This is a genomic window from Gordonia sp. NPDC062954 (assembly GCF_044543825.1).
GTDB classification, from domain to species: domain Bacteria; phylum Actinomycetota; class Actinomycetes; order Mycobacteriales; family Mycobacteriaceae; genus Gordonia; species Gordonia tangerina.
Map to the genome: position 1 here is coordinate 53,958 of NZ_JBITWL010000009.1, position 19,638 is coordinate 73,595.

Here is a 19,638-nt window from a genome sequence, read left to right on the forward strand (position 1 = left end):
CGGTGACGACCTTGCCACGCTTTGCCGCCGTCACGGCACCCACCCGACATCAGCGCGGTCGGTGTCGGTGTCGATGAGGCGCAGCACCAACCACCCCCATGGCCCCAGCCGCACGTCGACGGCTCCGTCGCCGCAGATGTGCAGCGGTTGGCCGGAGAGCGCGTCGACCAGCCGGGTGCCCGGTGCGGGTTGTCCGGCCGGGTGCGCCTCATCGGGATCGGAATCAGGATCGGACCAGTCCGGCCTGATGCGCCCTGCCGTCGCCGTACCCGCAGTGTTCACCACGATGAGCCACCGTCGTGCGCCCCGTGTCCAGGCGAGCAGAGCGGGTGCAGACCGGGTGTCGCACCACCGTTGCCCGCCCGACCGGAACGCGTCGTCGTCGACGACGCCGAGCAGGGCACGGTAGAACACCGCGCGGTCACCGTCGACCGGTTCGTCAGGGCTGCGACCGAGTTGGACGGGAAGGCGACGTCGGCGGCCGGTGAGCTGCCCGTGGTGGATCAACCGGGCTCCTGGCACGGTGAGGATCACCACCGCGGCCTGCCGGTCGCGTTCGCCGAAGGCCTCCGGAGCGCGCGGCTCGTCGTGGTTCTCGATGAAACGCACGCCTGTGTGGGGATCTCCATCGTCGGCGTTCGGGCGGTGGGCCAGTGTGCCCGGTTCATCTCGCAGTGTGTCGTAGAGCGTTTTGTCGTAACAGTGGTCGAAACCCTGATCGATCAGCGCGCACTCGGTGCCCCAGTAGGCCTCGGCGATGAACACGAACCCCGGGTGTCGGGCGCGCACCGAGGCGATGATGTCGGGCCAGAAGTCGTCGGTGGGCACCGGGCCCGCTCGGTTACCCCAGGTCCACGCGAAGACCTCGTTCATCACCAACATCGCCATGTCGCAGCGCACGCCGTCGCATTGCGTCGCGATCCGGGACAGCTCGGCGTCGGTGGCCGCGCGCAGGTCCGGGTCGAACGCGTTGAGTTGCGCCACATCGGTCCACGCCGGGAAGTACGGGTCGCGGCCGTGTGCGATGACCCGGCCGTCGATCTCGGTGAACGACGCGTCGTCGGCGGCGAGGTCGGCCCGATCCCCGCCGATGAACCAAGTCGGATGCGTGCCGACCCACGGGTGGTCGAGTGCGACGTGATTGGGCACGTAGTCCAGGATCAGCGCCACTCCCCGGTCGGCGAGTGCGCGCCGTGCCGCCACCAACCCGGCGGGCCCGCCGAGATGGTCATCGACGGTGTAGTCGCGCACGGCATACGGTGAGCCGACGACGTCCTGCGACTGCAGGTCCCCTACCGCTTCGGCGAACGACTCCATCAAGGCGCGATCGCCACGCGCGATCCGGGCGCCGGCCGCACTGCGCCGCCACACCCCCATCAGCCAGACGGCGTCGAAGCCGGACTCCGCGATGGCGTCCCAGGTGGCGTCCGGGACGTCGGCGAGCGTGATCGGTTCGCTCGCGCCCGTGCAGCCGATTCGGTCGGACAGCTCGGCGAGCCACACCCAGGTGTTGATCTCGTAGATCAACGGGGACGGCGGGAGCCGACGCGGGCCGATATCGGCTGGTCGATCCGTCATCGACGCCACCGGTGCACACCGCTGGGCCGCAGCCGCACATGTCCTGCGTCGGATGCGTCAGCGCCACCGTCGTGAGGGTATCGGCGGGCCACCGGACCGGCGGTCGCTCCGTGTAGGACCACGCTGGCGAGCACGGTCACCGCGATCGCGGCGACGGCGGGACCGGCGCCGCCGTCGGTGCCGAGTTGTTCGACACCGAGGAGTGCGAACACCACCGATGCCAGGCCGCGCGGACCGAACCAGCCCACGATCAGCACATCGCGGGTCGGCAGACCGCTCCCCCACAGGGACACCGCGACCGGGATCATGCGGAACATGGTGAGGCTCAGCATCGCGTAGCCGGCCATGAGTGCGAGATCGCCCGCCTCCACCACGTGAAAGGCCAGCGGCATCAGAATGGCGCCGAACAGGAACCACACCACCAGCGCGAGGAGTTCGCCACCGAGCTCGGGCAGCACCTCCAGCACGGTGGAGTCCTCGTTGCGACGGCGGCCCAACTCCTGCGTGGAAGGGTCTGCGCTGCTCTCCGCCCGATCGCGGTCGAGCACGTGACCGAACGTCATTCCCGCAACGAATGCAGCGATGAAACCGTTGCCATCGATCGTGACCGCCAGCGCGAACACGCCGACCGCGGTCGCCAGTGCAGCGATCTGCCGGGTCTTGGGCGACGAGAGGTCGCGCAGCGCCGAGACGTTGATCGCCCACGCGGCGATGCCGCCGACCACGGCCCCGGTGGCCACCCCGACCGCCAACTCGATGCCGGCCTGGCCCAGGGTGATGCCCTCGGCACCACCGACGCCGAGCGCCGTCGCCCCCAGTGCGATGGCCAGGGTCACCACCGGCGTCGCGATCCCGTCGTTGAGTCCGCTCTCCACGTTCAGCGACAACCGCAGTCGGCGTGGGATGCGGTCGTCGTCGATCACCTGCACGCTCAGCGCCGCGTCCGTGGGAGCGAGGGCGGCACCGACGAACAACGCCAATCCCCAGCCGAACTCGCCGAAGATGACTTCGGCGCCGAGGGTGCCCAGCGCGATCGTCAGCGGCAGACCCACCAGCAACAGCCGCGCCGGTAGTCGTATCGCCCGGCGCAGTCGGCCCACGTCGACGCGGGAGGCGTCGGTGAACAGCACCAGGCCCAGGGTCAGCTCGGCCAGGATGTGCACGATGGAGGTGTCCACATCGACCGCCAACACACCCCACTCCGGGTTGGCGAGCAGGTACCCGGCGAGCACGAACAGCAGCGGCCCGGTGACGTCGTGGCGGGTCAGCACCCGCGACAGCACCGCCCACAGCAGCAACAGCACACAGATGACGGCAACCGCGGAATCGGTCATCACACACTCGCGGTCCGGCCGATGAGCATGGTCGGGATTATGCCGCACCCCGACGGACTCTGCGGGTCCGCGCGTCACAGCGGTGTCCGAACACGACAGCGGCCCGTCCCCCATCGGGGAACGGGCCGCGTGTACGTCTCGCGTCGGAGAACGGCCTACTTGGCCTTCTCCAGCACCTCGACGATGCGCCAGTGCTTGGTCGCCGACAGCGGGCGGGTCTCCATGATCCGCACGCGGTCGCCGATACCGGCGATCTCGTTCTCGTCGTGTGCCTTGACCTTGCTCGTGGTCCGGATGATCTTGCCGTACAGCGGATGCCGCGTACGATCTTCCAGCTCGACCACGATGGTCTTCTGCATCTTGTCGCTCACCACATAGCCGATCCGCTCCTTGCGGCTCGCACGCGGGTTGCTCGCGACGTTCTGGCTTGCGCTCACTGTCTGGTCCTCACTCATGCGTCATCACCATCCGGTCCCGACGCCAGACCCAGCTCACGCTCACGCATCACCGTGTAGATCCGCGCGATCTCGCGACGCACAGTCCGCAGACGACGGTTGTTGTCGAGCTGGCCGGTGGCCATCTGGAAACGAAGGTTGAACAGCTCTTCCTTCGACTCACGCAGACGATCGACCAGATCGGTGTCATTGAGCTCGCGCAGCTCAGACGCAGCCACTCCGAGTGCCATCAGAACTGCTCCTCTCTGGTCACGATGCGGGTCTTGATCGGGAGCTTGTGCTGCGCGCGACGCAAAGCCTCGCGAGCGGTCTCCTCGTTGGGGTAGGTCATCTCGAACAGCACACGGCCCGGCTTGACCGGGGCCACCCACCATTCCGGCGAACCCTTACCCGAACCCATACGGGTCTCGGCAGGCTTCTTGGTCAGCGGACGGTCCGGGAAGATGTTGATCCACACCTTGCCGCCACGCTTGATGTGCCGGTTGATGGCGATACGAGCGGACTCGATCTGCCGGTTGGTGATGTACGCACCCTCGAGAGCCTGGATGCCGTAATCGCCGAACGTCACCTTGGTGCCGCCCTTGGCCTGGCCCTTCAGGCTGGGGTGATGCTGCTTGCGGTGCTTGACCCGACGGGGGATCAGCATGATCAGCCCTCCTGCTTCTCGGTGGCCGCACCAGCACCCGCGGTCGCCTCTGCCGGAGCCTCCGCCGCGCGTCCCGCGTCGGTGCTCGTGGCAGTGGTGCCCGAAGCACCGCTGCGACGGGGCCGGCTGGGCCGGCGGGGACGACGGTCCTCGGTGGCCGGCGCAGCTGCACTGAGCTCGCGCTTGCCGCCGACGATGTCGCCCTTGTAGATCCACACCTTCACGCCGATGCGGCCGAAGGTGGTCTTGGCTTCATAGAGTCCGTAGTCGATGTCGGCGCGCAGCGTGTGCAGCGGCACCCGACCTTCGCGGTAGAACTCACTGCGGCTCATCTCTGCGCCACCCAGGCGACCCGAGCACTGGACCCGGATGCCCTTCACGTTCGGCTGACGCATCGCCGACTGGATCGCCTTGCGCATCGCGCGGCGGAAGGCCACACGGTTGCTCAGCTGCTCGGCGACGCCCTGGGCCACCAGCTGGGCCTCGGACTCTGCATTCTTCACCTCGAGGATGTTCAGCTGTACCTGCTTGCCGGTCAGCTTCTCCAGGTCACCACGGATCCGGTCGGCCTCGGCGCCGCGGCGACCGATGACGATGCCCGGACGGGCGGTGTGGATGTCGACGCGGACCCGGTCACGGGTGCGCTCGATCTCCACCTTGGCGATGCCGGCGCGCTCGAGTCCCGTGGACAGGAGCTTGCGGATGGCGACATCCTCTTTCACGTAGTCCGCGTACTGCTTGTCGGCGTACCACCGCGAACTCCAGTCGGTGGTGATGCCCAGACGGAAGCCGTGCGGGTTGATTTTCTGGCCCACTACTGAGCTCCCTTCTTCGGCTGACGTGAGCGTCCGCGGCCGGCGGGGGCCTTCTCGGGAAGGCTCTCGACGACGACGGTGATGTGGCTGGTGCGCTTGCGGATGCGGAACGCACGGCCCTGCGCACGCGGCTGGAACCGCTTGAGCGTGGGGCCCTCGTCGGCGAACGCGGTCGCAACCACGAGACTCCGGCGATCGAGGTCCAGGTTGTTCTCCGCGTTGGCGACGGCGCTGGCGAGCACCTTGTACACCGGCTCGGAGGCCGACTGCGGAGCGAACCGCAGGATGTCGAGGGCCTCGTCCACGTTCTTGCCGCGGATCAGGTCCAGCACCCGGCGTGCCTTCATCGGGGTGACGCGCACGAACCGTGCGGTGGCCTTGGCCGTGGGATTATCGGTCTGCGTAGTCATTACCGGCGCTTCGCTTTCCGGTCATCCTTGATGTGACCCTTGAAGGTACGGGTGGGGGCGAACTCGCCCAGCTTGTGCCCGACCATGGACTCCGAGACGAACACCGGCACATGCTTGCGTCCGTCGTGGACGGCGAAGGTGTGACCGATGAAGTCGGGGATGATGGTCGAACGGCGCGACCAGGTCTTGATGACCTGCTTGGTGCCCTTCTCGTTCTGCGTGTCCACCTTGGCAAGCAGGTGGTCGTCGACGAACGGGCCCTTCTTGAGGCTGCGTGGCATTCTCTAACTCCCTCCTGTGCTTATCGCTTGTTCTTGCCGGTGCGACGACGCCGAACGATCAGCTGGTCGCTGGCCTTGTTCTTACGGGTCCGGCCCTCAGGCTGGCCCCACGGGCTCACCGGGTGACGACCACCCGAGGTCTTGCCCTCGCCGCCACCATGCGGGTGGTCGACCGGGTTCATCACGACGCCACGCACGGTCGGGCGCTTGCCCTTCCAACGCATACGGCCGGCCTTGCCCCAGTTGATGTTGCTCTGCTCGGCGTTGCCGACCTCACCGACGGTGGCGCGGCAGCGCACGTCGACACGACGGATCTCGCCGGACGGCATACGCAGGGTCGCGTAGGTGCCCTCCTTACCGAGCAGCTGGATGGCGGCACCGGCGCTACGGGCCATCTTCGCGCCACCACCCGGACGCAGCTCCACGGCGTGGATCTGGGTACCGGTCGGGATGTTGCGCAGCGGCAGGTTGTTGCCGGGCTTGATGTCGGCGCCGGCACCGCTTTCCACCACATCGCCCTGGTTCAGGCCGCGCGGGGCGATGATGTAGCGCTTCTCGCCGTCCACGTAGTGCAGCAACGCGATCCGCGCGGTGCGGTTCGGGTCGTACTCGATGTGGGCGACCTTGGCGTCGATGCCGTCCTTGTCGTTGCGACGGAAGTCGATGACGCGGTAAGCGCGCTTGTGACCGCCACCCTTGTGCCGGGTGGTGATGCGGCCGTGGGCGTTACGTCCACCGTGACCGTGCAACGGGCGAACCAGCGACTTCTCCGGATGGTCACGGGTGACCTCGGCGAAGTCGGCGCCACTGGCACCACGACGACCCGGGGTCGTCGGCTTGTATCTACGAATAGCCATGTTCTAGTCCCTCAGTTCTGCGAGTCCCGGTCAGCCGACCGGTCCTCCGAAGATCTCGATGGGCTTGCTGTCGGCGGCCAGGGTCACGATCGCGCGCTTGGTGTCCTTGCGCTTGCCGTAGCCGAAGCGGGTGCGCTTGCGCTTGCCCTGCCGGTTGGCGGTGTTCACGCTGGTGACCGTGACGTCGAAGATCTTCTCGACCGCGATCTTGATCTCGGTCTTGTTCGACTCCGGGTGCACCAGGAAGGTGTACACGTTGTCCTCCATGAGCCCGTAGGACTTCTCGGAGATCACCGGCCCCAGGATGATGTCACGCGGGTCTGCCTGCGTAGCCATCTCAGGCCTCCTTCTTCTGGGTGTTCTGCTCGATGAACGCGTTGAGCGTCTCGACGCTGAACACCACCTCGTCCGAGTCCAGGACGTCGTAGGTGTTGAGCTGATCCGGTGCGATCGGCAGAACGTTCTGCAGGTTCGCGACGCTCTTCCAGGCGGTCACGTCCTCACGGCCGAGGACCACCAGGAACTTGCGACGGTCGCTCAGTGCCTCGAGGAACAGACGTGCCGACTTGGTCGACGGGGTCTGCCCGGCCACCAGTTCGGTGATCACGTGGATGCGCTCGTTGCGGGCCCGGTCCGAGAGGGCGCCACGCAGGGCGGCGGCCTTCATCTTCTTGGGCGTGCGCTGGCTGTAGTCACGCGGCTGCGGACCGTGCACGGTGCCACCGCCGGCGAACTGCGGTGCGCGGGTCGAACCCTGTCGGGCGCGACCGGTGCCCTTTTGGCGGTACGGCTTGGCGCCGCCGCCGGAGACCGCACCACGGGTCTTGGTCGCATGGGTGCCCTGACGGCCTGCGGCCTGCTGGGCCACGACCACCTGGTGCATCAGCGAGATGTTGGCCGGTGCGTCGAACAGCTCGGCGGGCAGATCAACGGTGCCGTTGGTCGTGCCGTCGGCCGTCTTCACGTCCAGCGTCAGCTTTGTCGTTGTCTCGGTGCTCACTTGGTCGCACCACCCTTCACTGCGTCGCGGATCACCACGATGCCGCCCTTGCGGCCGGGGATCGCGCCCTTGATCAACAGCAGACCGGCTTCGGCGTCCACCGCATGCACGGTCAGGTTCTGTGTGGTCACGGTGTCGTTACCCATCCGGCCGGCCATCCGCATGCCCTTGAACACGCGACCCGGGGTGGCACAGCCACCGATCGAGCCGGGTGCACGGTGCACGCGGTGCGCGCCGTGGCTGGCACCGAGACCGGAGAAGCCGTGGCGCTTCATCGCGCCGGCGAATCCCTTGCCCTTGGAGGTGCCGGTGACGTCGACCTTGGTGCCGTTCTCGAAGATCTCGGCGGTCAGCTCCTGGCCGATCTCGAGTTCCGAGACGTCCGCGATGCGGATCTCGGCGAGATGACGGCGCGGGGTGACACCGGCCTTGGCGTACTGGCCGGCGACGGGCTTGTTGACCTTGCGCGGGTCGATGGCGCCGTAGGCCAGCTGCACGGCGGTGTAGCCGTCGCGGTCGGCGGTCCGGAGCTGGGTGATGACGTTCGGTCCGGCCTGGATGACCGTCACCGGGACGACACGGTTGTTCTCGTCGAAGACCTGGGTCATCCCGAGCTTGGTGCCCAGAATTCCCCGTGTGGCACTTTGATGGTTGGTCGCGCTCTGATTGCTCATGATTTCTTCTCGCCCCCCGCCTACTGGATGTTGACGTCGACGCTGGCCGGCAGGTCGATGCGCATCAGCGCGTCGACCGTCTTCGGCGTCGGGTCGAGGATGTCGATGAGTCGTTTGTGGGTGCGCATCTCGAAGTGTTCGCGGCTGTCCTTGTACTTGTGCGGCGAACGGATGACGCAGTAGACGTTCTTCTCGGTGGGCAACGGCACCGGGCCGACCACCCGTGCCCCGGTGCGGGTCACGGTTTCCACGATCTTGCGCGCCGAAGCGTCGATCGCCTCGTGGTCGTAGGCCTTGAGCCTGATGCGGATCTTCTGTCCCGCCACGCTGTGTCCTCTTCCGTCAGTTGTTCTCGACAGACAAACACCGCGTGACCTGATGCCGCCCCGAAGGACAAGCCGGCGCAATTCGCCGCTGGACACATGACCACCCGCGTGAGATTCGGGGATCGACGCTGTTCATCTATCGTTGTACGTTGGCTCGCCACTTGAGCGAACCGGCTGTGCTCCGGCACCCGCGGTCGGGCGTGTCGTGTCCGTACGCCTGATTCAGCGCACGCGTTACACGCCCTGGCCCGGAATCCGGGGCCTGGGAGTCATTCACCTGATCGAGGCCGCAGTGATCCTGCGTCCGCCGGTCAAGGCAACCCGAACAGTATGCACCACCCCGGGGCGCAGATTCAAATCCACTCCGGAACCCGACTCACCAGGCCTTGGCACGGCGGTCGACAGAACCCGGAATCTCGCCGAGAGAACCGCCCCAACCACCACCAGACCCGGCCCCCCTGAAGGTTCGCTCGGCGAGATTCCGGGTTCTGTCGACGCGAAAAAGGGTTCTGTCGACGCGAAACAGGGTTCTGTCGGCGAACAGAACTGCACCTTACCCACGGGTAAGGTAGCTCCATGACCCACTCCCCGACCTACAGCCTCCGTCGCCGCCTACCCGACAACGTCGTCGGCCACACCCTGTTCTCGCTGGGCATGGTCGCCCGGGTGCCCTACTTCGGCACGGTGCTGCCCTACGTCACCGACATGCGACCCGGCTACTGCCGGGTCACCGGGCCGAACTGGTTCGGCGTGCACAACCATCTCGGCACGTTCCACGCGATCGCCGCCTGCAACCTCGCCGAGGCGGCGATGGGAATGCTCATGGAGGCCAGCACCCCGACCACCCATCGGTGGATACCCAAGGCGATGTCCACCCGCTACCTCGCCAAGGCCACCACGCGGCTGACCGCCGAGGCGACCCTGCCCGCCGACGTTGACTTCGCGAGCATCGTCGAGGGGACCGATGTGGTGATCGATGTCCGAGTGCTCGACAAGCACGGCACCGAGGTGGTGCATTGCGACATCACCACATGGGTCACGCCGCACAACTGATCGTTCACTCTGCCACCCCCGCCACATACTTCTAGGCTGAGACGGCGGGGATGCGCAGTGGACACGTCGCACCGGCGGCTGTGCAGGCGAGGGCGCCTGACGACGGGGCAATGGGAGAGGACTCAGAAATGTGCGGCGTATGTGGTGAGATCCGGTTCGACGCAACTTCTCCGGACATCTCGGCGGTTGACGCGATGACCTGCGAGATGACCCGACGCGGCCCCGACGGCTCCGGCGTGTTCGCCAAGGGCTCGGTTGCACTGGGCCATCGGCGGTTGAAGATCATCGACCTCACCGAACGCGGCGGCCAGCCGATGGTCGACCCGGAACTGGCCCTGGCACTGGTGTTCAACGGCTGTATCTACAACCATCGCGAACTACGCGGCGAACTCGAGGCCAAGGGCTACCGCTTCTTCTCCCATGCCGACAGCGAGGTGATCCTCAAGGCCTTCCATGCGTGGGGCCCCGACTGCGTCGACCATCTCATCGGAATGTTCGCCTTCGCCGTCGTCGACACCGACAGCGGCACGGTGACCCTGGCGCGCGACCGCCTCGGCATCAAGCCGCTCTACATCGCCGAGACCCCCGGACGGCTCCGGTTCGCCTCGTCGGTGCAAGCGCTGTTACGTGCCGGTGATGTCGATACCTCGATCGACCGGGTCGCACTCCATCATTACTTCAGCTTCCACGCGGTGGTGCCCGCACCACACACCATCTACAACGGCATCCGGAAACTGCCTCCGGCCACGGTGCGCACCATCACACCGGACGGGCGCAGCACCGAACGACGCTACTGGGAACCGAGTTTCGAACCGCATCCGGATCGAGCCGACTGGGACGAACGGCGCTGGCAGCACGAGATCCTGGAGTCGCTGCGCACGTCGGTCCGGCGCCGCATGGTCGCCGACGTCCCGGTGGGCGTCCTGCTGTCCGGAGGGGTCGACTCCTCGCTGGTGGTGGCGCTGCTGGCCGAGCAGGGGCAACACGATCTGGCCACCTTCAGCATCGGGTTCGATTCGGCCGGAGGAGAATCCGGCGACGAGTACGCCTACTCCGATCTGATCGCCGACACCTTCGCCACCGATCACCACAAGATCCACATCGGCACCGACCGCCTGCTGCCGGCGGTCCCCGACACCGTCGCCGCGATGGGCGAGCCGATGGTCAGCCACGATTGTGTTGCCTTCTACCTGCTCTCCGAGGAGGTCAGCAAGTCGATCAAGGTGGTGCAATCCGGGCAGGGCGCCGACGAGATCCTGGGCGGATACTCCTGGTATCCACCTTTGCGTGACACCCCACGCTCCGACACCACCAAGGCCTACGCCAACGCATTCTTCGACCGCGGCCATCGCGCTGTCCTGGACATCCTCGACGAGCGCTATCACGTTGACGCCGACTACGACCCGAGTTGGGAGTTCGCGCTGGCCCACCAGTCCGCGCCGGGCGCGCGTACGGCCGTCGACGCCGCACTGCGGCTCGACACCACCGTGATGCTGGTCGACGACCCGGTCAAGCGCGTCGACACGATGACTATGGCGTGGGGTCTGGAGGCCCGAGTGCCGTTCCTCGATCACGAGTTCGTGGAGCTGGCCGCGACCTGTCCGCCCGACCTCAAGCTGGCCCACGGCGGAAAGGGAGTTCTGAAGCAGGCCAGCCGATCCCTGCTGCCCGCTGCGGTGATCGACCGCACCAAGGGCTATTTCCCGGTACCGGGAATCCGCCATCTCGACGGCGGACTGCTCGACCTGGTCACCGACACGCTGCGGTCGAGCGCGGCGGTGGACCGCGGTCTGTACCGGCCGGCGGCCCTCGACCGACTCTTCGCCGACCCCAACGGAATCCGTACCACCCTCGACGGCAACGAACTCTGGCAGGTCGCGCTGCTGGAGATGTGGTTGCAGAGTATGGAAGCGATCACCGCTCGATGACCGCTCGCGAGCCGTTCGCGTCGGGCCCCACCATCGACCCGCGGGCCACCGCACCGACCAGTCGGGTCCGGTTCGACGACCGGGGCTGGCACACCTATGGCGCATCGGTCTCTCCGGACGGGTCGGCTTTCGCCTACATCGTCGACGACGGCGACGGCTATCCACGCGCGGCCCAGCGGTCGTTGTCCACCGACGGCGTCGGCGAACTCCGCTGGGTGCGACTTCGTGCCAACGGCCCGGTGCGCCGGGTGATCCACTCCACCGACAGCCGCTGGCTGGCCGTGGAGATCGCCCCCAGCGGCGGCGAGCATCACCAGGTGTGGGTGGTCACCACCGACGCCGAGGACGACACCGCCTATCGGGTCGGCGCCACCAGGCCTGACGGACGCTCGTTCGGAACGGTGTCGCTGGTCGGCTGGGACACCGATTGGGTGCTGATCACCGCCACCGAACCCGATGGCACCGCCCACAGTCTGCGGGTGCACCCCGGCACGGGCACGACGATGACCCTCGACGTCCGCGTCGGCGGGGCCCTCATCGACTCGTGGAAGGGCGCAACACTCGTGCGGGTCGGCCCCCGGGGGTATCGCGACATCGTCCTCATCCGTCGCCGGATCGACACCGTCGAGGACGCCATCGCCATGACGCCGCTGCTGCCGAACGATCCCGGCTCGGTCACCGATCAGGGCTACATCCTCGATCAGGGTTTCGACCATCCGTCCCTGGTGTTCGTGGGTCCGCCGCAGGACGAACAACGCGATCTCGACAGTGTGCAGGCGTTGGTAGTCAGCGACTTCGACGCCAAATTCCCGCGTCTGCTCGGCGTGGAAGTGGCCGATCGCGGGGTGCGGTTCCGGGTGTTGGCCCAACGGCCGGACGTCGGCGTCGACGAGTTCGCCGTGTCGCATGACCAGTCCACCGTCGCGCTCCTGTGGAATCATGCCGGCCGCAGTGAACTTCAGATCCTCACCCTGCCCGATCAGACGCTGCACGAACCGATCCGATTGCCCGGCGAGGTGGCGCACGAGCTGTCCATCAGCGCCGCCGGCAAACTCGTCGCGGTCACCGTCTCCAGCCCGCAGCGCTCTCCACTCGTCCACCTGATCAACACGATCAGCCGCGATGTGGTTGCGGTCCGCGACGACGTGGTCGCCGGCGACGGACCGTCGGCCGCGTTGCGGCCCGAACTCGTGCAGTTCTCCGCACGGGACGGTATGCCTCTGTCCGGATGGCTGTTTCGGGCAACACCGAACGACGGATCGGGCCCCGGTCCGACGCTGGTGTACTTCCACGGCGGTCCCGAGGGCCAGACCCGGCCCGAGTACAACTTCCTGTTCGGACCGCTCGTCGACGCCGGCATCACCGTGTTTGCCCCCAACGTGCGCGGATCGTCGGGCTACGGCCGACTGTTCTCTCACGCCGACGACCGTTACGGGCGCTACGCCGGCATCGACGACGCGGCAGACTGTGCCGAATATCTGATCGACCACGGCATCGCCGATCCCGACGCGGTGTACTGCGCGGGACGCAGTTACGGTGGCTATCTCACCCTGGCGTGTCTGACCTTTCATCCCGACATGTTCGCCGCCGGGATCGCGATTTGCGGCATGAGTGATCTGGAGTCGTTCTTCCGCAACACCGAACCGTGGATCGCGGTGGCCGCCTACACCAAGTACGGGCACCCCGAGTCCGACCGCGAACTGCTCGCCGACCTCTCCCCGATCCACCGGATCGACGACGTCCGCGCACCCCTGCTGGTCATCCACGGGGCGCACGACACCAACGTCCCGGTCAGTGAATCCCAACAGATGGTCGACGAGCTGCGTGCGCGCGGCGCGGTCGCCGAGCTGTTGCTGTTCAACGACGAAGGGCACGAGATCGTCAAACGGCACAACCAACAGATCCTCACCGAAGCCGTGGCCGGATGGATTCACGCACATCCCTCGCGCGCCACCGGAGCCCGCCGATGACCTCCCGGATGACCGAACGGCTGATCGCACAACTCGTCGAAACCCGTTCGGACAGTGCGCGTGCGAACGTCCTCGAAGAGCTGCGTCGGCTGATCCTGTCCGGCGGCGCGCCACCGGGCATCCAACTCCCGCCCGGCGAGCTCGCCGACGCCTTCCAGGTGAGTCCGATCCCGGTGCGCGAGGCCCTCAAGACCTTGGTGGGTGAGGGCCTCGTGGTACATCAGCGCAACGCCGGATATCGCGTGAGCCAGCTGTCCATCGACGAGCTGCGCGAGATCTACTTCGTGCGGGGCACTCTCGAGCAGGCTGCACTGGCACAAGCCGTGTCGCGTATAGACGCCGCCGGCATCGAGCGTGCCCGACGCCATCACGACGAACTGGTCACCGCGGTCAAATACAGCGATCGCAAGGCCTTCCACGACATCTCGCGCGAGTTCCATCGCGAGTTGACCGCACCGTGCGCGATGCCGCGTCTGCTCAACATGTTCGAGGCGACCTGGAATCTCACCGAGCCCTTCCAGGTGATGCGCTCGGTGGGCACCACCGTCCAGGAAGCACTCAACACCGATCACGCGAACATGCTCGAGGGGTTCGTCGCCGGCGACACCGAAGCAGTGCTGGAGGTGGCGCAAACACATCATCGGCGTCTGGAGAGTGCGGTCATCGAGACCGCCGCGTCGCTGGACGTCCGCCACGACGGGTGACCGTCAGGGCGGCGACTGAATCACTCCGGGACGCTGGTGGGCGAGAGCCTCAGAGGTCGGCCACCTCGCCGGGACCGAAACGGCCGGCCGGGGCACCTGCGATGGTGTGCCCGGCCCGGTATTCGGTCGGCGTCACGCCGAACGCTGCGCGAAAACGGTTGCGCATCGTCGCCGACGACGAGAAGCCCGACCGGGCCGCGACGTCGGTGAGGCGCAACTCCGGCCGTGCGTCAAGCAGGATCCGCACCTCCTCGAGTCGTCGCTCGGCGATAACCGCCGCCAACGATTCGCCGGAATCGGCGAAGTGGCGATACAGCTGACGCCGGCTCACGTGCAGCTCGCGGGCCACATCCGCCACCGCGAAGTCCGGGTCGGCGAAGCGTCGTTCCACCAGTTGCAGGGTGCGTTCACGAACCGATCGGCTCGTGTCGTCTACGCTGTGCGTGCGGTAGGCCTGCTGCGCCAGAACCGATCTCAGTAGCCCGACGGCTGCGCTTTGGGCGAGGACATCGGTGGCCTCGGTCGATGTCCCTGCTGCTGCGGTCTGTCCGAACCGTCGGAGAAAAGTGGTCGCGGCCCGAACCAGTGCCGTGTCCGGCGAGACCGGGCGCGACCGGCGCAACGCCTGCACGACATCCCGACCGAGCACGGAGGCCTTCACCGTGAGCTGGACAGTCTCGCAGATGTCGTCCACCGTCATCGTCGCCGGCTCCGCGGTGCTGAGAATGATGAGCTGCCCGGCCCGAAAATCTTCCTCGGGTCGCCCGGCCAGCGACAACCGGCCCGGGGCGGACGTGATCAGCAACACGAGTTCGGCATCCACGGCCGGGTCGACTTCACGCCGCGAGCGAATCACCGAACACGGCATCGCGAGCGCGTCGACAATGGTGATCGCACCCACCTGATGGACTCTGACCAGTGCCTCGAAGCCGTCGGCACTCCTCGATACGACCCGCAGCGGACCCAGGAACTCAGCCAGACCGCGGCGGCCCCGGAAACGGCGAATCGTCACACCGGGATCGTCTGCTCCTGCTGCCGATCGCCAGCGATCCACCCGATCGCGGTCAATTCCTGATGGCTGTGCCACCCCGAGGGCGCCCGAATCCGCGAAGTACGGCGGAAGCGAGCCGACGGGCACGATGTGGCCACGCGGTCCCGCGCAGACCTCGGTCATCTGTACGCCCCGGTCATCGGTACGCCCCGGTCATCGGTACACCCCTGGGTCATCGATCCACCTCGCCACCGTCGAGTGCACCTGACTGCAGCTGTCGCCGATATGTCGCGGGACCGACGCCGAACTTCGCCCGAAATCTGTTGCGCAGGGTGGCCGCGGAGGTGAACCCCGCCGCCTGCGCGACCCCGTCGAGTCGGACCCGTGCGGGTTGCGCAAGCAACGTACACGCCCAGTCCAGCCGACGATCGGCGATCATCTCCGGCAGCGAGAGTCCCTGTCCCTCGAGCCCGCGGTAGAGGTGTCGTTTGCTGATGTGAAGGTGGCGGGCGATGGCGTCCACCCCGAAATCCGGGTCGCGGAAGTTGCGCTCGATCAGGTCGATGACCGCCTCCCGCAAGAACAGCGGATTGCCGCGTAGATCGTCACCGGCGTGCTCCTGTTCGAGCGTCGCGCGCACGACTTCGATGGCCGCGAGTTCGGTGTCGAGGTCGATGTCGGCGCCACCGAAGGCGGCATCGCGGGCCAACCGGACGACCAGCGAAGCGCACGACCGGCTCAGCACCGTGTCGGGTGCGATCGGCGATACTGTTGCGCCACCCGCGATCTCGGCGCCCATCAGCTCTGTGGGCACCCAGATCCCGGTGGCATCGGTCACCCCGTGGGTGCGCAGGTCATACGGCCGTCGGCTATCGGTGATCGACATCTGACCGGGTTCGGCCGACACCCGGTGGCCGTTGGCGTCCCCGGTGGTGCGTCCGATCGTCTGACACGCCACGATCAGAAAGTTCGATGGATACTCACGAATCCGTGCGCTGGTACGTCGTGTCCGCGCGGCCGTCTGCAGAATGCTGAAGGCGATGATCTTCGAGAACGGACGCCACAGGGCCAACTGCTCGAACTCGTCGGGATCGTCGGCTTCCAGTTCGACGAGATCGGCATAGGCGTCGATGCCGTGCCGACCGCGAGTACGGACCTGGCGGGAACGCAGACTCCCCAATTCGTGTGCTGGTCCGTTCAGTCGGCGCCAACGATCGACGACCGCTGGGTCGAGTCCAGAGCCCGTCACGTCACATGCGGCCTTTCTCACGGGTCCCCGACCGACGTCTGATCCTCCCATCGCGACGTGGACACAGACATGGACTTTGGTCCTGTTCTGCGGCGACATCGGTCATGTGTCGTCCGCCTCCGGCAGCACGATTGCGGACGCGACAAAGAAGCAGATCGCGCCGATGAACGTACCGAGGTTCGCCAGCACTGCGTCCACGGTGACGCCGTTCGTGGTTATGTAGGCGCCGACCGCCGACACCCCGAAAGCGATGCAGCCCAACATGTTGATCTGACCCGACCACCAGTCGCGCTTGCGCGGTGCCCAGGCCCGGTCGGTGTGCGAGTAGGCGATCAGCACGAAGAACCCGCTGATGAGGAACGCCACCGAACCCTCCGCGTTCGGGGTCCACACCAAATGCTTCTGCGCGGCAATCGAGTGCGCGGCGAGCGCCGCCCCGGTGCTGACGTTGAACAGCAAAGTCCCGACGAACTGAGTCGCTGCCGCCAGCCACTGGGCCCGGACCATCGTTCCCGGCGCATATCCGACCGCCACGGTGACCGGCCCGCTGGTGACGAGTTGGATGAACGCGGCACCGGTGAAGAACCGCGTCGCCCGGGGTCGGCAGCGGTGTCGAGGATGCATCGGCGGTCTCCTCCGTCGAAGAGTCGTCGGCGCGACCGGGACAGGCTCCGGGTCGCGCCGACGTCCAGCTCAGTGATGAAAGTGTGACCCGGTCCCCTCGCTCGGCATCGGCGCCGAGAGATTGTCCAGGAACGCGACCTCACTTTCGAGATCGCGCAACAGTGCATCGGCCAGGTCGCGGCTCAGGCCGGCCCGAACGACGATGCGCTGCAGGGTCAGGTCCGCGAGATCGTCGGCCATCGGATAGGCCGGCACCAGCCACCCCTTCATCCGCAGCCGATCCGAGAGGTCATACAGCGTCCACTTGTCGGTGTGGTCGGCCTTCAACTTCCACGCGAAGACCGGGATGGTGTCGCCTTTGCTGACCAGTTCGAAGGGGCCGATCTCGGCGATCGCGGACGACAGGTACTGCGCGACGTCGAGGGAGCCTTGCTGCACCTGGCGATATCCTTCCCGGCCCAGCCGCAGGAACTGGTAGTACTGCAGCAGCGCCTGCGCACCGGGGCGGGAGAAGTTCAACGCCAGGGTGGGCATGTCGCCACCCAGGTAGCTGCAGTGAAAGATCATGCTCTCCGGCAGCGCCGCCTTGTCGCGCCAGATGATCCACCCCAGGCCGGGATAGACCAGCCCGTACTTGTGGCCGGAGGTGTTGATCGACACCACCCGTGGCACACGGAAGTCCCACTCGAGTTCGGGCTGGCAGAACGGTGCGATCATGGCGCCCGAGGCACCGTCGACGTGGATCTTGATGTCGAGTCACCGTCGGAACAAATTGGCCGTCGGCATGGCACGGACTTGCTCATCGACGACGGTCGCCACCAGTTGGGACGGCGCCGTTGTGGCACACAATTTCGCTTTGAGCGGCACAGATCGCGACTACGGACGGTAGCGGAAGGCTCCATGGAACCTCACTCCGGCAGAGCCGGACCAACCGGAGAAAATATATCCCTTCGTTAATTGCCGGGTAACAATGCGTTCCTAACTTCTTACTCATCAGCGCATCCCCGACCCGCGCTGACGGTCACCATCAGGGAGATTGCACATGTCAGCACCATCTGCCGACACCGTGACCGCGCATGAAAGCGCGGCCGGTGAGAGCGTCATCAAACTCGGGTATCACCAGAACCTCACCAATTCCGACCTCGCGCCACTGAAAGCACAGAAGTGGACCTGGTACAACATCTTTGCCTTCTGGATGTCGGATGTGCACAGTGTCGGTGGATATGTCTTCGCCGGCAGTCTGTTCGCGTTGGGAATCGCTGCCTGGCAGGTGCTCGTCGCCCTGGTGGTCGGCATCGTCATCGTCAATGTCCTGTGCAACCTCGTCGCGAAACCGTCGCAACTCGCCGGGGTCCCCTACCCGGTCACCACACGCGTCTCGTTCGGGGTCAAGGGCGCCAACATACCGGCCATCATCCGCGGATGTATCGCGGTGGTCTGGTACGGAATTCAGACATATCTGGCATCGGTCGCATTCGGTCTGCTCGCGCTCAAGTTCTGGCCGGGCCTGGAACCCTGGGGTGATGTCGATCAGCATGGCTTCCTGGGTCTGAGCATTCTCGGCTGGGCCGGCTTCATCTTGATGTGGATTCTGCAGGCGTTCGTGTTCTGGAACGGAATGGACACCATCCGCAAATTCATCGACTTCTGCGGTCCGGCCGTCTATGTGGTGATGATCGCGCTCGCGGCTTACCTGATCGTCGAGGCGGGTTGGGACAATGTGAGTTTCGATCTGTCGACCGGCCCCGGTCTGTCCGGCTGGTCGTCGGTCACCCAGATGATCAGCGCCATCGCACTGGTGGTCTCCTACTTCTCCGGGCCCATGCTGAACTTCGGTGACTTCTCTCGCTACGGCAAGACGTTCAGCGAGGTCAAGAAGGGCAACTTCTGGGGTCTGCCGGTCAACTTCCTGTTCTTCTCGATCCTGGTTGTGTGCACCGTCTCGGCGGGCGCCACCGTGATCGGCCGTGACGACGACGGCAACATCATCACCGATCCCGTGCACATCGTCGACCGGATCGACAACACCACCGCCGCGGTCCTGGGTGTGCTGACCTTCGCCATCGCCACGATCGGAATCAACATCGTGGCCAACTTCGTCTCGCCCGCCTTCGACTTCTCGAATGTGGCCCCCACCAAGATCTCCTGGCGCACCGGCGGCATGATCGCCGCAGTCGGGTCGGTCCTGATCACCCCCTGGAACCTGTTCAACAACCCGACGGCAATTCGTTACACGATGGACACCCTGGGAGCGGTGATCGGCCCGCTGTTCGGCATCCTGATCGTCGACTTCTATCTCATCAAGAAACAGAAGATCGAAGTCGACGACCTCTTCAGCATGGACCCCGGCAAGTCCTACTCCTACCGCAACGGATGGAACCCGGTGGCGATCATCTCGGTCGTCGTCGCGTCCATCCTGCCGATCAGCTTCGTCATCTGGGGCACCGCGTATCAGGCCAGCTTCACCTGGTTCATGGGCGCCGCGGCCGGGGCGGTCGTCTACTGGCTGGGCATGACCTTCGCGCCCAAGAGCTTCATCTACGACACCGGCGAAGAGCCGCCGGTGCTCTCCACCGCGAAAGACGGCAAGCTCGAGCCGTCGGCCCTCTAGGAGTACGACCCACGATGCGCATCTGCGTCATCAATCCCAACACCGCGGCGGGGGGGGGGGGGGGGGGGGGGGGCCCGCGGGGGGGGGGGGGGGGCCCCCCCCGGCCGGGGGGGGGGGGGGGCCACCCCACCG

The 19,638-nt window shown here is 66.4% G+C and carries 21 protein-coding genes and 1 pseudogene; 5 read left to right on the forward strand and 17 right to left on the reverse strand.

Annotated elements, in window-relative coordinates; all coding sequences use genetic code 11:
- Window positions 1–30: 30 nt before the first annotated feature.
- From ACIGKQ_RS11030 to rpsJ, 13 genes are all read right to left on the reverse strand, one after another.
- Window positions 31–1,578, reverse strand: coding sequence for an alpha-amylase family glycosyl hydrolase (locus tag ACIGKQ_RS11030; protein ID WP_266061505.1), 1,548 nt, complete (start codon window positions 1,576–1,578; stop codon window positions 31–33).
- A complete protein-coding gene (locus tag ACIGKQ_RS11035; protein WP_396573628.1) occupies window positions 1,575–2,912 on the reverse strand; it encodes a cation:proton antiporter in 1,338 nt (445 codons plus the stop codon). Before ACIGKQ_RS11035 ends, ACIGKQ_RS11030 begins: the two co-directional genes overlap by 4 nt.
- A 155-nt stretch (window positions 2,913–3,067) precedes the next feature.
- Entirely contained in the window at window positions 3,068–3,367 is a 300-nt protein-coding gene (rpsQ, locus tag ACIGKQ_RS11040) for a 30S ribosomal protein S17 (protein WP_235725558.1), read from the reverse strand.
- Window positions 3,364–3,597 (reverse strand): 50S ribosomal protein L29, encoded by a 234-nt coding sequence (gene rpmC, locus ACIGKQ_RS11045; RefSeq protein WP_235725556.1) that lies wholly within the window; start codon window positions 3,595–3,597, stop codon window positions 3,364–3,366. The genes rpsQ and rpmC overlap by 4 nt, the downstream gene beginning before the upstream one ends.
- Window positions 3,597–4,013 carry a 50S ribosomal protein L16 gene (gene rplP / locus ACIGKQ_RS11050; RefSeq protein WP_086534385.1) on the reverse strand — a complete coding sequence of 139 codons (417 nt, stop codon included), beginning with the start codon at window positions 4,011–4,013 and terminating at the stop codon, window positions 3,597–3,599. Before rplP ends, rpmC begins: the two co-directional genes overlap by 1 nt.
- A gap of 2 nt (window positions 4,014–4,015) precedes the next feature.
- Entirely contained in the window at window positions 4,016–4,828 is an 813-nt protein-coding gene (gene rpsC / locus ACIGKQ_RS11055) for a 30S ribosomal protein S3 (RefSeq protein WP_160900623.1), read from the reverse strand.
- Window positions 4,828–5,238, reverse strand: coding sequence for a 50S ribosomal protein L22 (rplV, locus tag ACIGKQ_RS11060; protein ID WP_235725554.1), 411 nt, complete (start codon window positions 5,236–5,238; stop codon window positions 4,828–4,830). Before rplV ends, rpsC begins: the two co-directional genes overlap by 1 nt.
- Window positions 5,238–5,519 carry a 30S ribosomal protein S19 gene (rpsS, locus tag ACIGKQ_RS11065; RefSeq protein WP_005170311.1) on the reverse strand — a complete coding sequence of 94 codons (282 nt, stop codon included), beginning with the start codon at window positions 5,517–5,519 and terminating at the stop codon, window positions 5,238–5,240. Before rpsS ends, rplV begins: the two co-directional genes overlap by 1 nt.
- A gap of 20 nt (window positions 5,520–5,539) precedes the next feature.
- A complete protein-coding gene (gene rplB / locus ACIGKQ_RS11070) occupies window positions 5,540–6,376 on the reverse strand; it encodes a 50S ribosomal protein L2 (RefSeq protein WP_235725553.1) in 837 nt (278 codons plus the stop codon).
- Window positions 6,377–6,406: 30 nt separating this feature from the next.
- Window positions 6,407–6,712, reverse strand: coding sequence for a 50S ribosomal protein L23 (gene rplW / locus ACIGKQ_RS11075; protein ID WP_235725551.1), 306 nt, complete (start codon window positions 6,710–6,712; stop codon window positions 6,407–6,409).
- Between the two features lies 1 nt (window position 6,713).
- The gene (rplD, locus tag ACIGKQ_RS11080) at window positions 6,714–7,376 is read right to left on the reverse strand and encodes a 50S ribosomal protein L4 (protein ID WP_235725550.1); all 663 of its coding nucleotides are present in this window, start codon (window positions 7,374–7,376) and stop codon (window positions 6,714–6,716) included.
- Window positions 7,373–8,050 carry a 50S ribosomal protein L3 gene (gene rplC / locus ACIGKQ_RS11085; protein WP_235725549.1) on the reverse strand — a complete coding sequence of 226 codons (678 nt, stop codon included), beginning with the start codon at window positions 8,048–8,050 and terminating at the stop codon, window positions 7,373–7,375. The genes rplD and rplC overlap by 4 nt, the downstream gene beginning before the upstream one ends.
- Window positions 8,051–8,070: 20 nt before the next feature.
- Entirely contained in the window at window positions 8,071–8,376 is a 306-nt protein-coding gene (gene rpsJ / locus ACIGKQ_RS11090; protein ID WP_003938093.1) for a 30S ribosomal protein S10, read from the reverse strand.
- Window positions 8,377–8,952: 576 nt separating this feature from the next.
- Between rpsJ and ACIGKQ_RS11095 the strand changes: the two genes are divergently transcribed.
- The 4 genes from ACIGKQ_RS11095 (at window position 8,953) to ACIGKQ_RS11110 (ending at window position 14,031) form a co-directional block, all read left to right on the forward strand.
- A complete protein-coding gene (locus ACIGKQ_RS11095; RefSeq protein ID WP_396573634.1) occupies window positions 8,953–9,429 on the forward strand; it encodes a hotdog fold domain-containing protein in 477 nt (158 codons plus the stop codon).
- A 128-nt stretch (window positions 9,430–9,557) separates the two neighbouring features.
- Window positions 9,558–11,357: an N-acetylglutaminylglutamine amidotransferase gene (locus ACIGKQ_RS11100; RefSeq protein WP_328712839.1), complete on the forward strand. Its 1,800-nt coding sequence runs from the start codon at window positions 9,558–9,560 to the stop codon at window positions 11,355–11,357.
- Window positions 11,354–13,327: a prolyl oligopeptidase family serine peptidase gene (locus tag ACIGKQ_RS11105; protein WP_235725546.1), complete on the forward strand. Its 1,974-nt coding sequence runs from the start codon at window positions 11,354–11,356 to the stop codon at window positions 13,325–13,327. Before ACIGKQ_RS11100 ends, ACIGKQ_RS11105 begins: the two co-directional genes overlap by 4 nt.
- A complete protein-coding gene (locus ACIGKQ_RS11110) occupies window positions 13,324–14,031 on the forward strand; it encodes a GntR family transcriptional regulator (RefSeq protein ID WP_372475343.1) in 708 nt (235 codons plus the stop codon). The genes ACIGKQ_RS11105 and ACIGKQ_RS11110 overlap by 4 nt, the downstream gene beginning before the upstream one ends.
- A gap of 49 nt (window positions 14,032–14,080) precedes the next feature.
- Here the strand turns inward: ACIGKQ_RS11110 and ACIGKQ_RS11115 are convergent, their stop codons facing one another.
- The 4 genes and pseudogenes from ACIGKQ_RS11115 to ACIGKQ_RS11130 all read right to left on the reverse strand — a co-directional run.
- Window positions 14,081–15,205, reverse strand: coding sequence for a helix-turn-helix domain-containing protein (locus ACIGKQ_RS11115; protein ID WP_235725542.1), 1,125 nt, complete (start codon window positions 15,203–15,205; stop codon window positions 14,081–14,083).
- A gap of 49 nt (window positions 15,206–15,254) precedes the next feature.
- Entirely contained in the window at window positions 15,255–16,271 is a 1,017-nt protein-coding gene (locus ACIGKQ_RS11120; protein ID WP_235725541.1) for a helix-turn-helix domain-containing protein, read from the reverse strand.
- A 102-nt stretch (window positions 16,272–16,373) separates the two neighbouring features.
- Window positions 16,374–16,895, reverse strand: a complete 522-nt coding sequence (locus ACIGKQ_RS11125; RefSeq protein WP_235725539.1) for a hypothetical protein — start codon at window positions 16,893–16,895, stop codon at window positions 16,374–16,376.
- 69 nt (window positions 16,896–16,964) lie between these two features.
- Window positions 16,965–17,651 (reverse strand): annotated as a pseudogene (locus ACIGKQ_RS11130) (pyridoxal-dependent decarboxylase); the annotation flags it as partial.
- A gap of 286 nt (window positions 17,652–17,937) precedes the next feature.
- Here ACIGKQ_RS11130 and ACIGKQ_RS11135 point away from each other — a divergent pair.
- On the forward strand, window positions 17,938–19,506 hold the full coding sequence (locus tag ACIGKQ_RS11135; protein ID WP_396573638.1) for an NCS1 family nucleobase:cation symporter-1: 1,569 nt from the start codon (window positions 17,938–17,940) through the stop codon (window positions 19,504–19,506).
- Window positions 19,507–19,638: the final 132 nt, after the last annotated feature.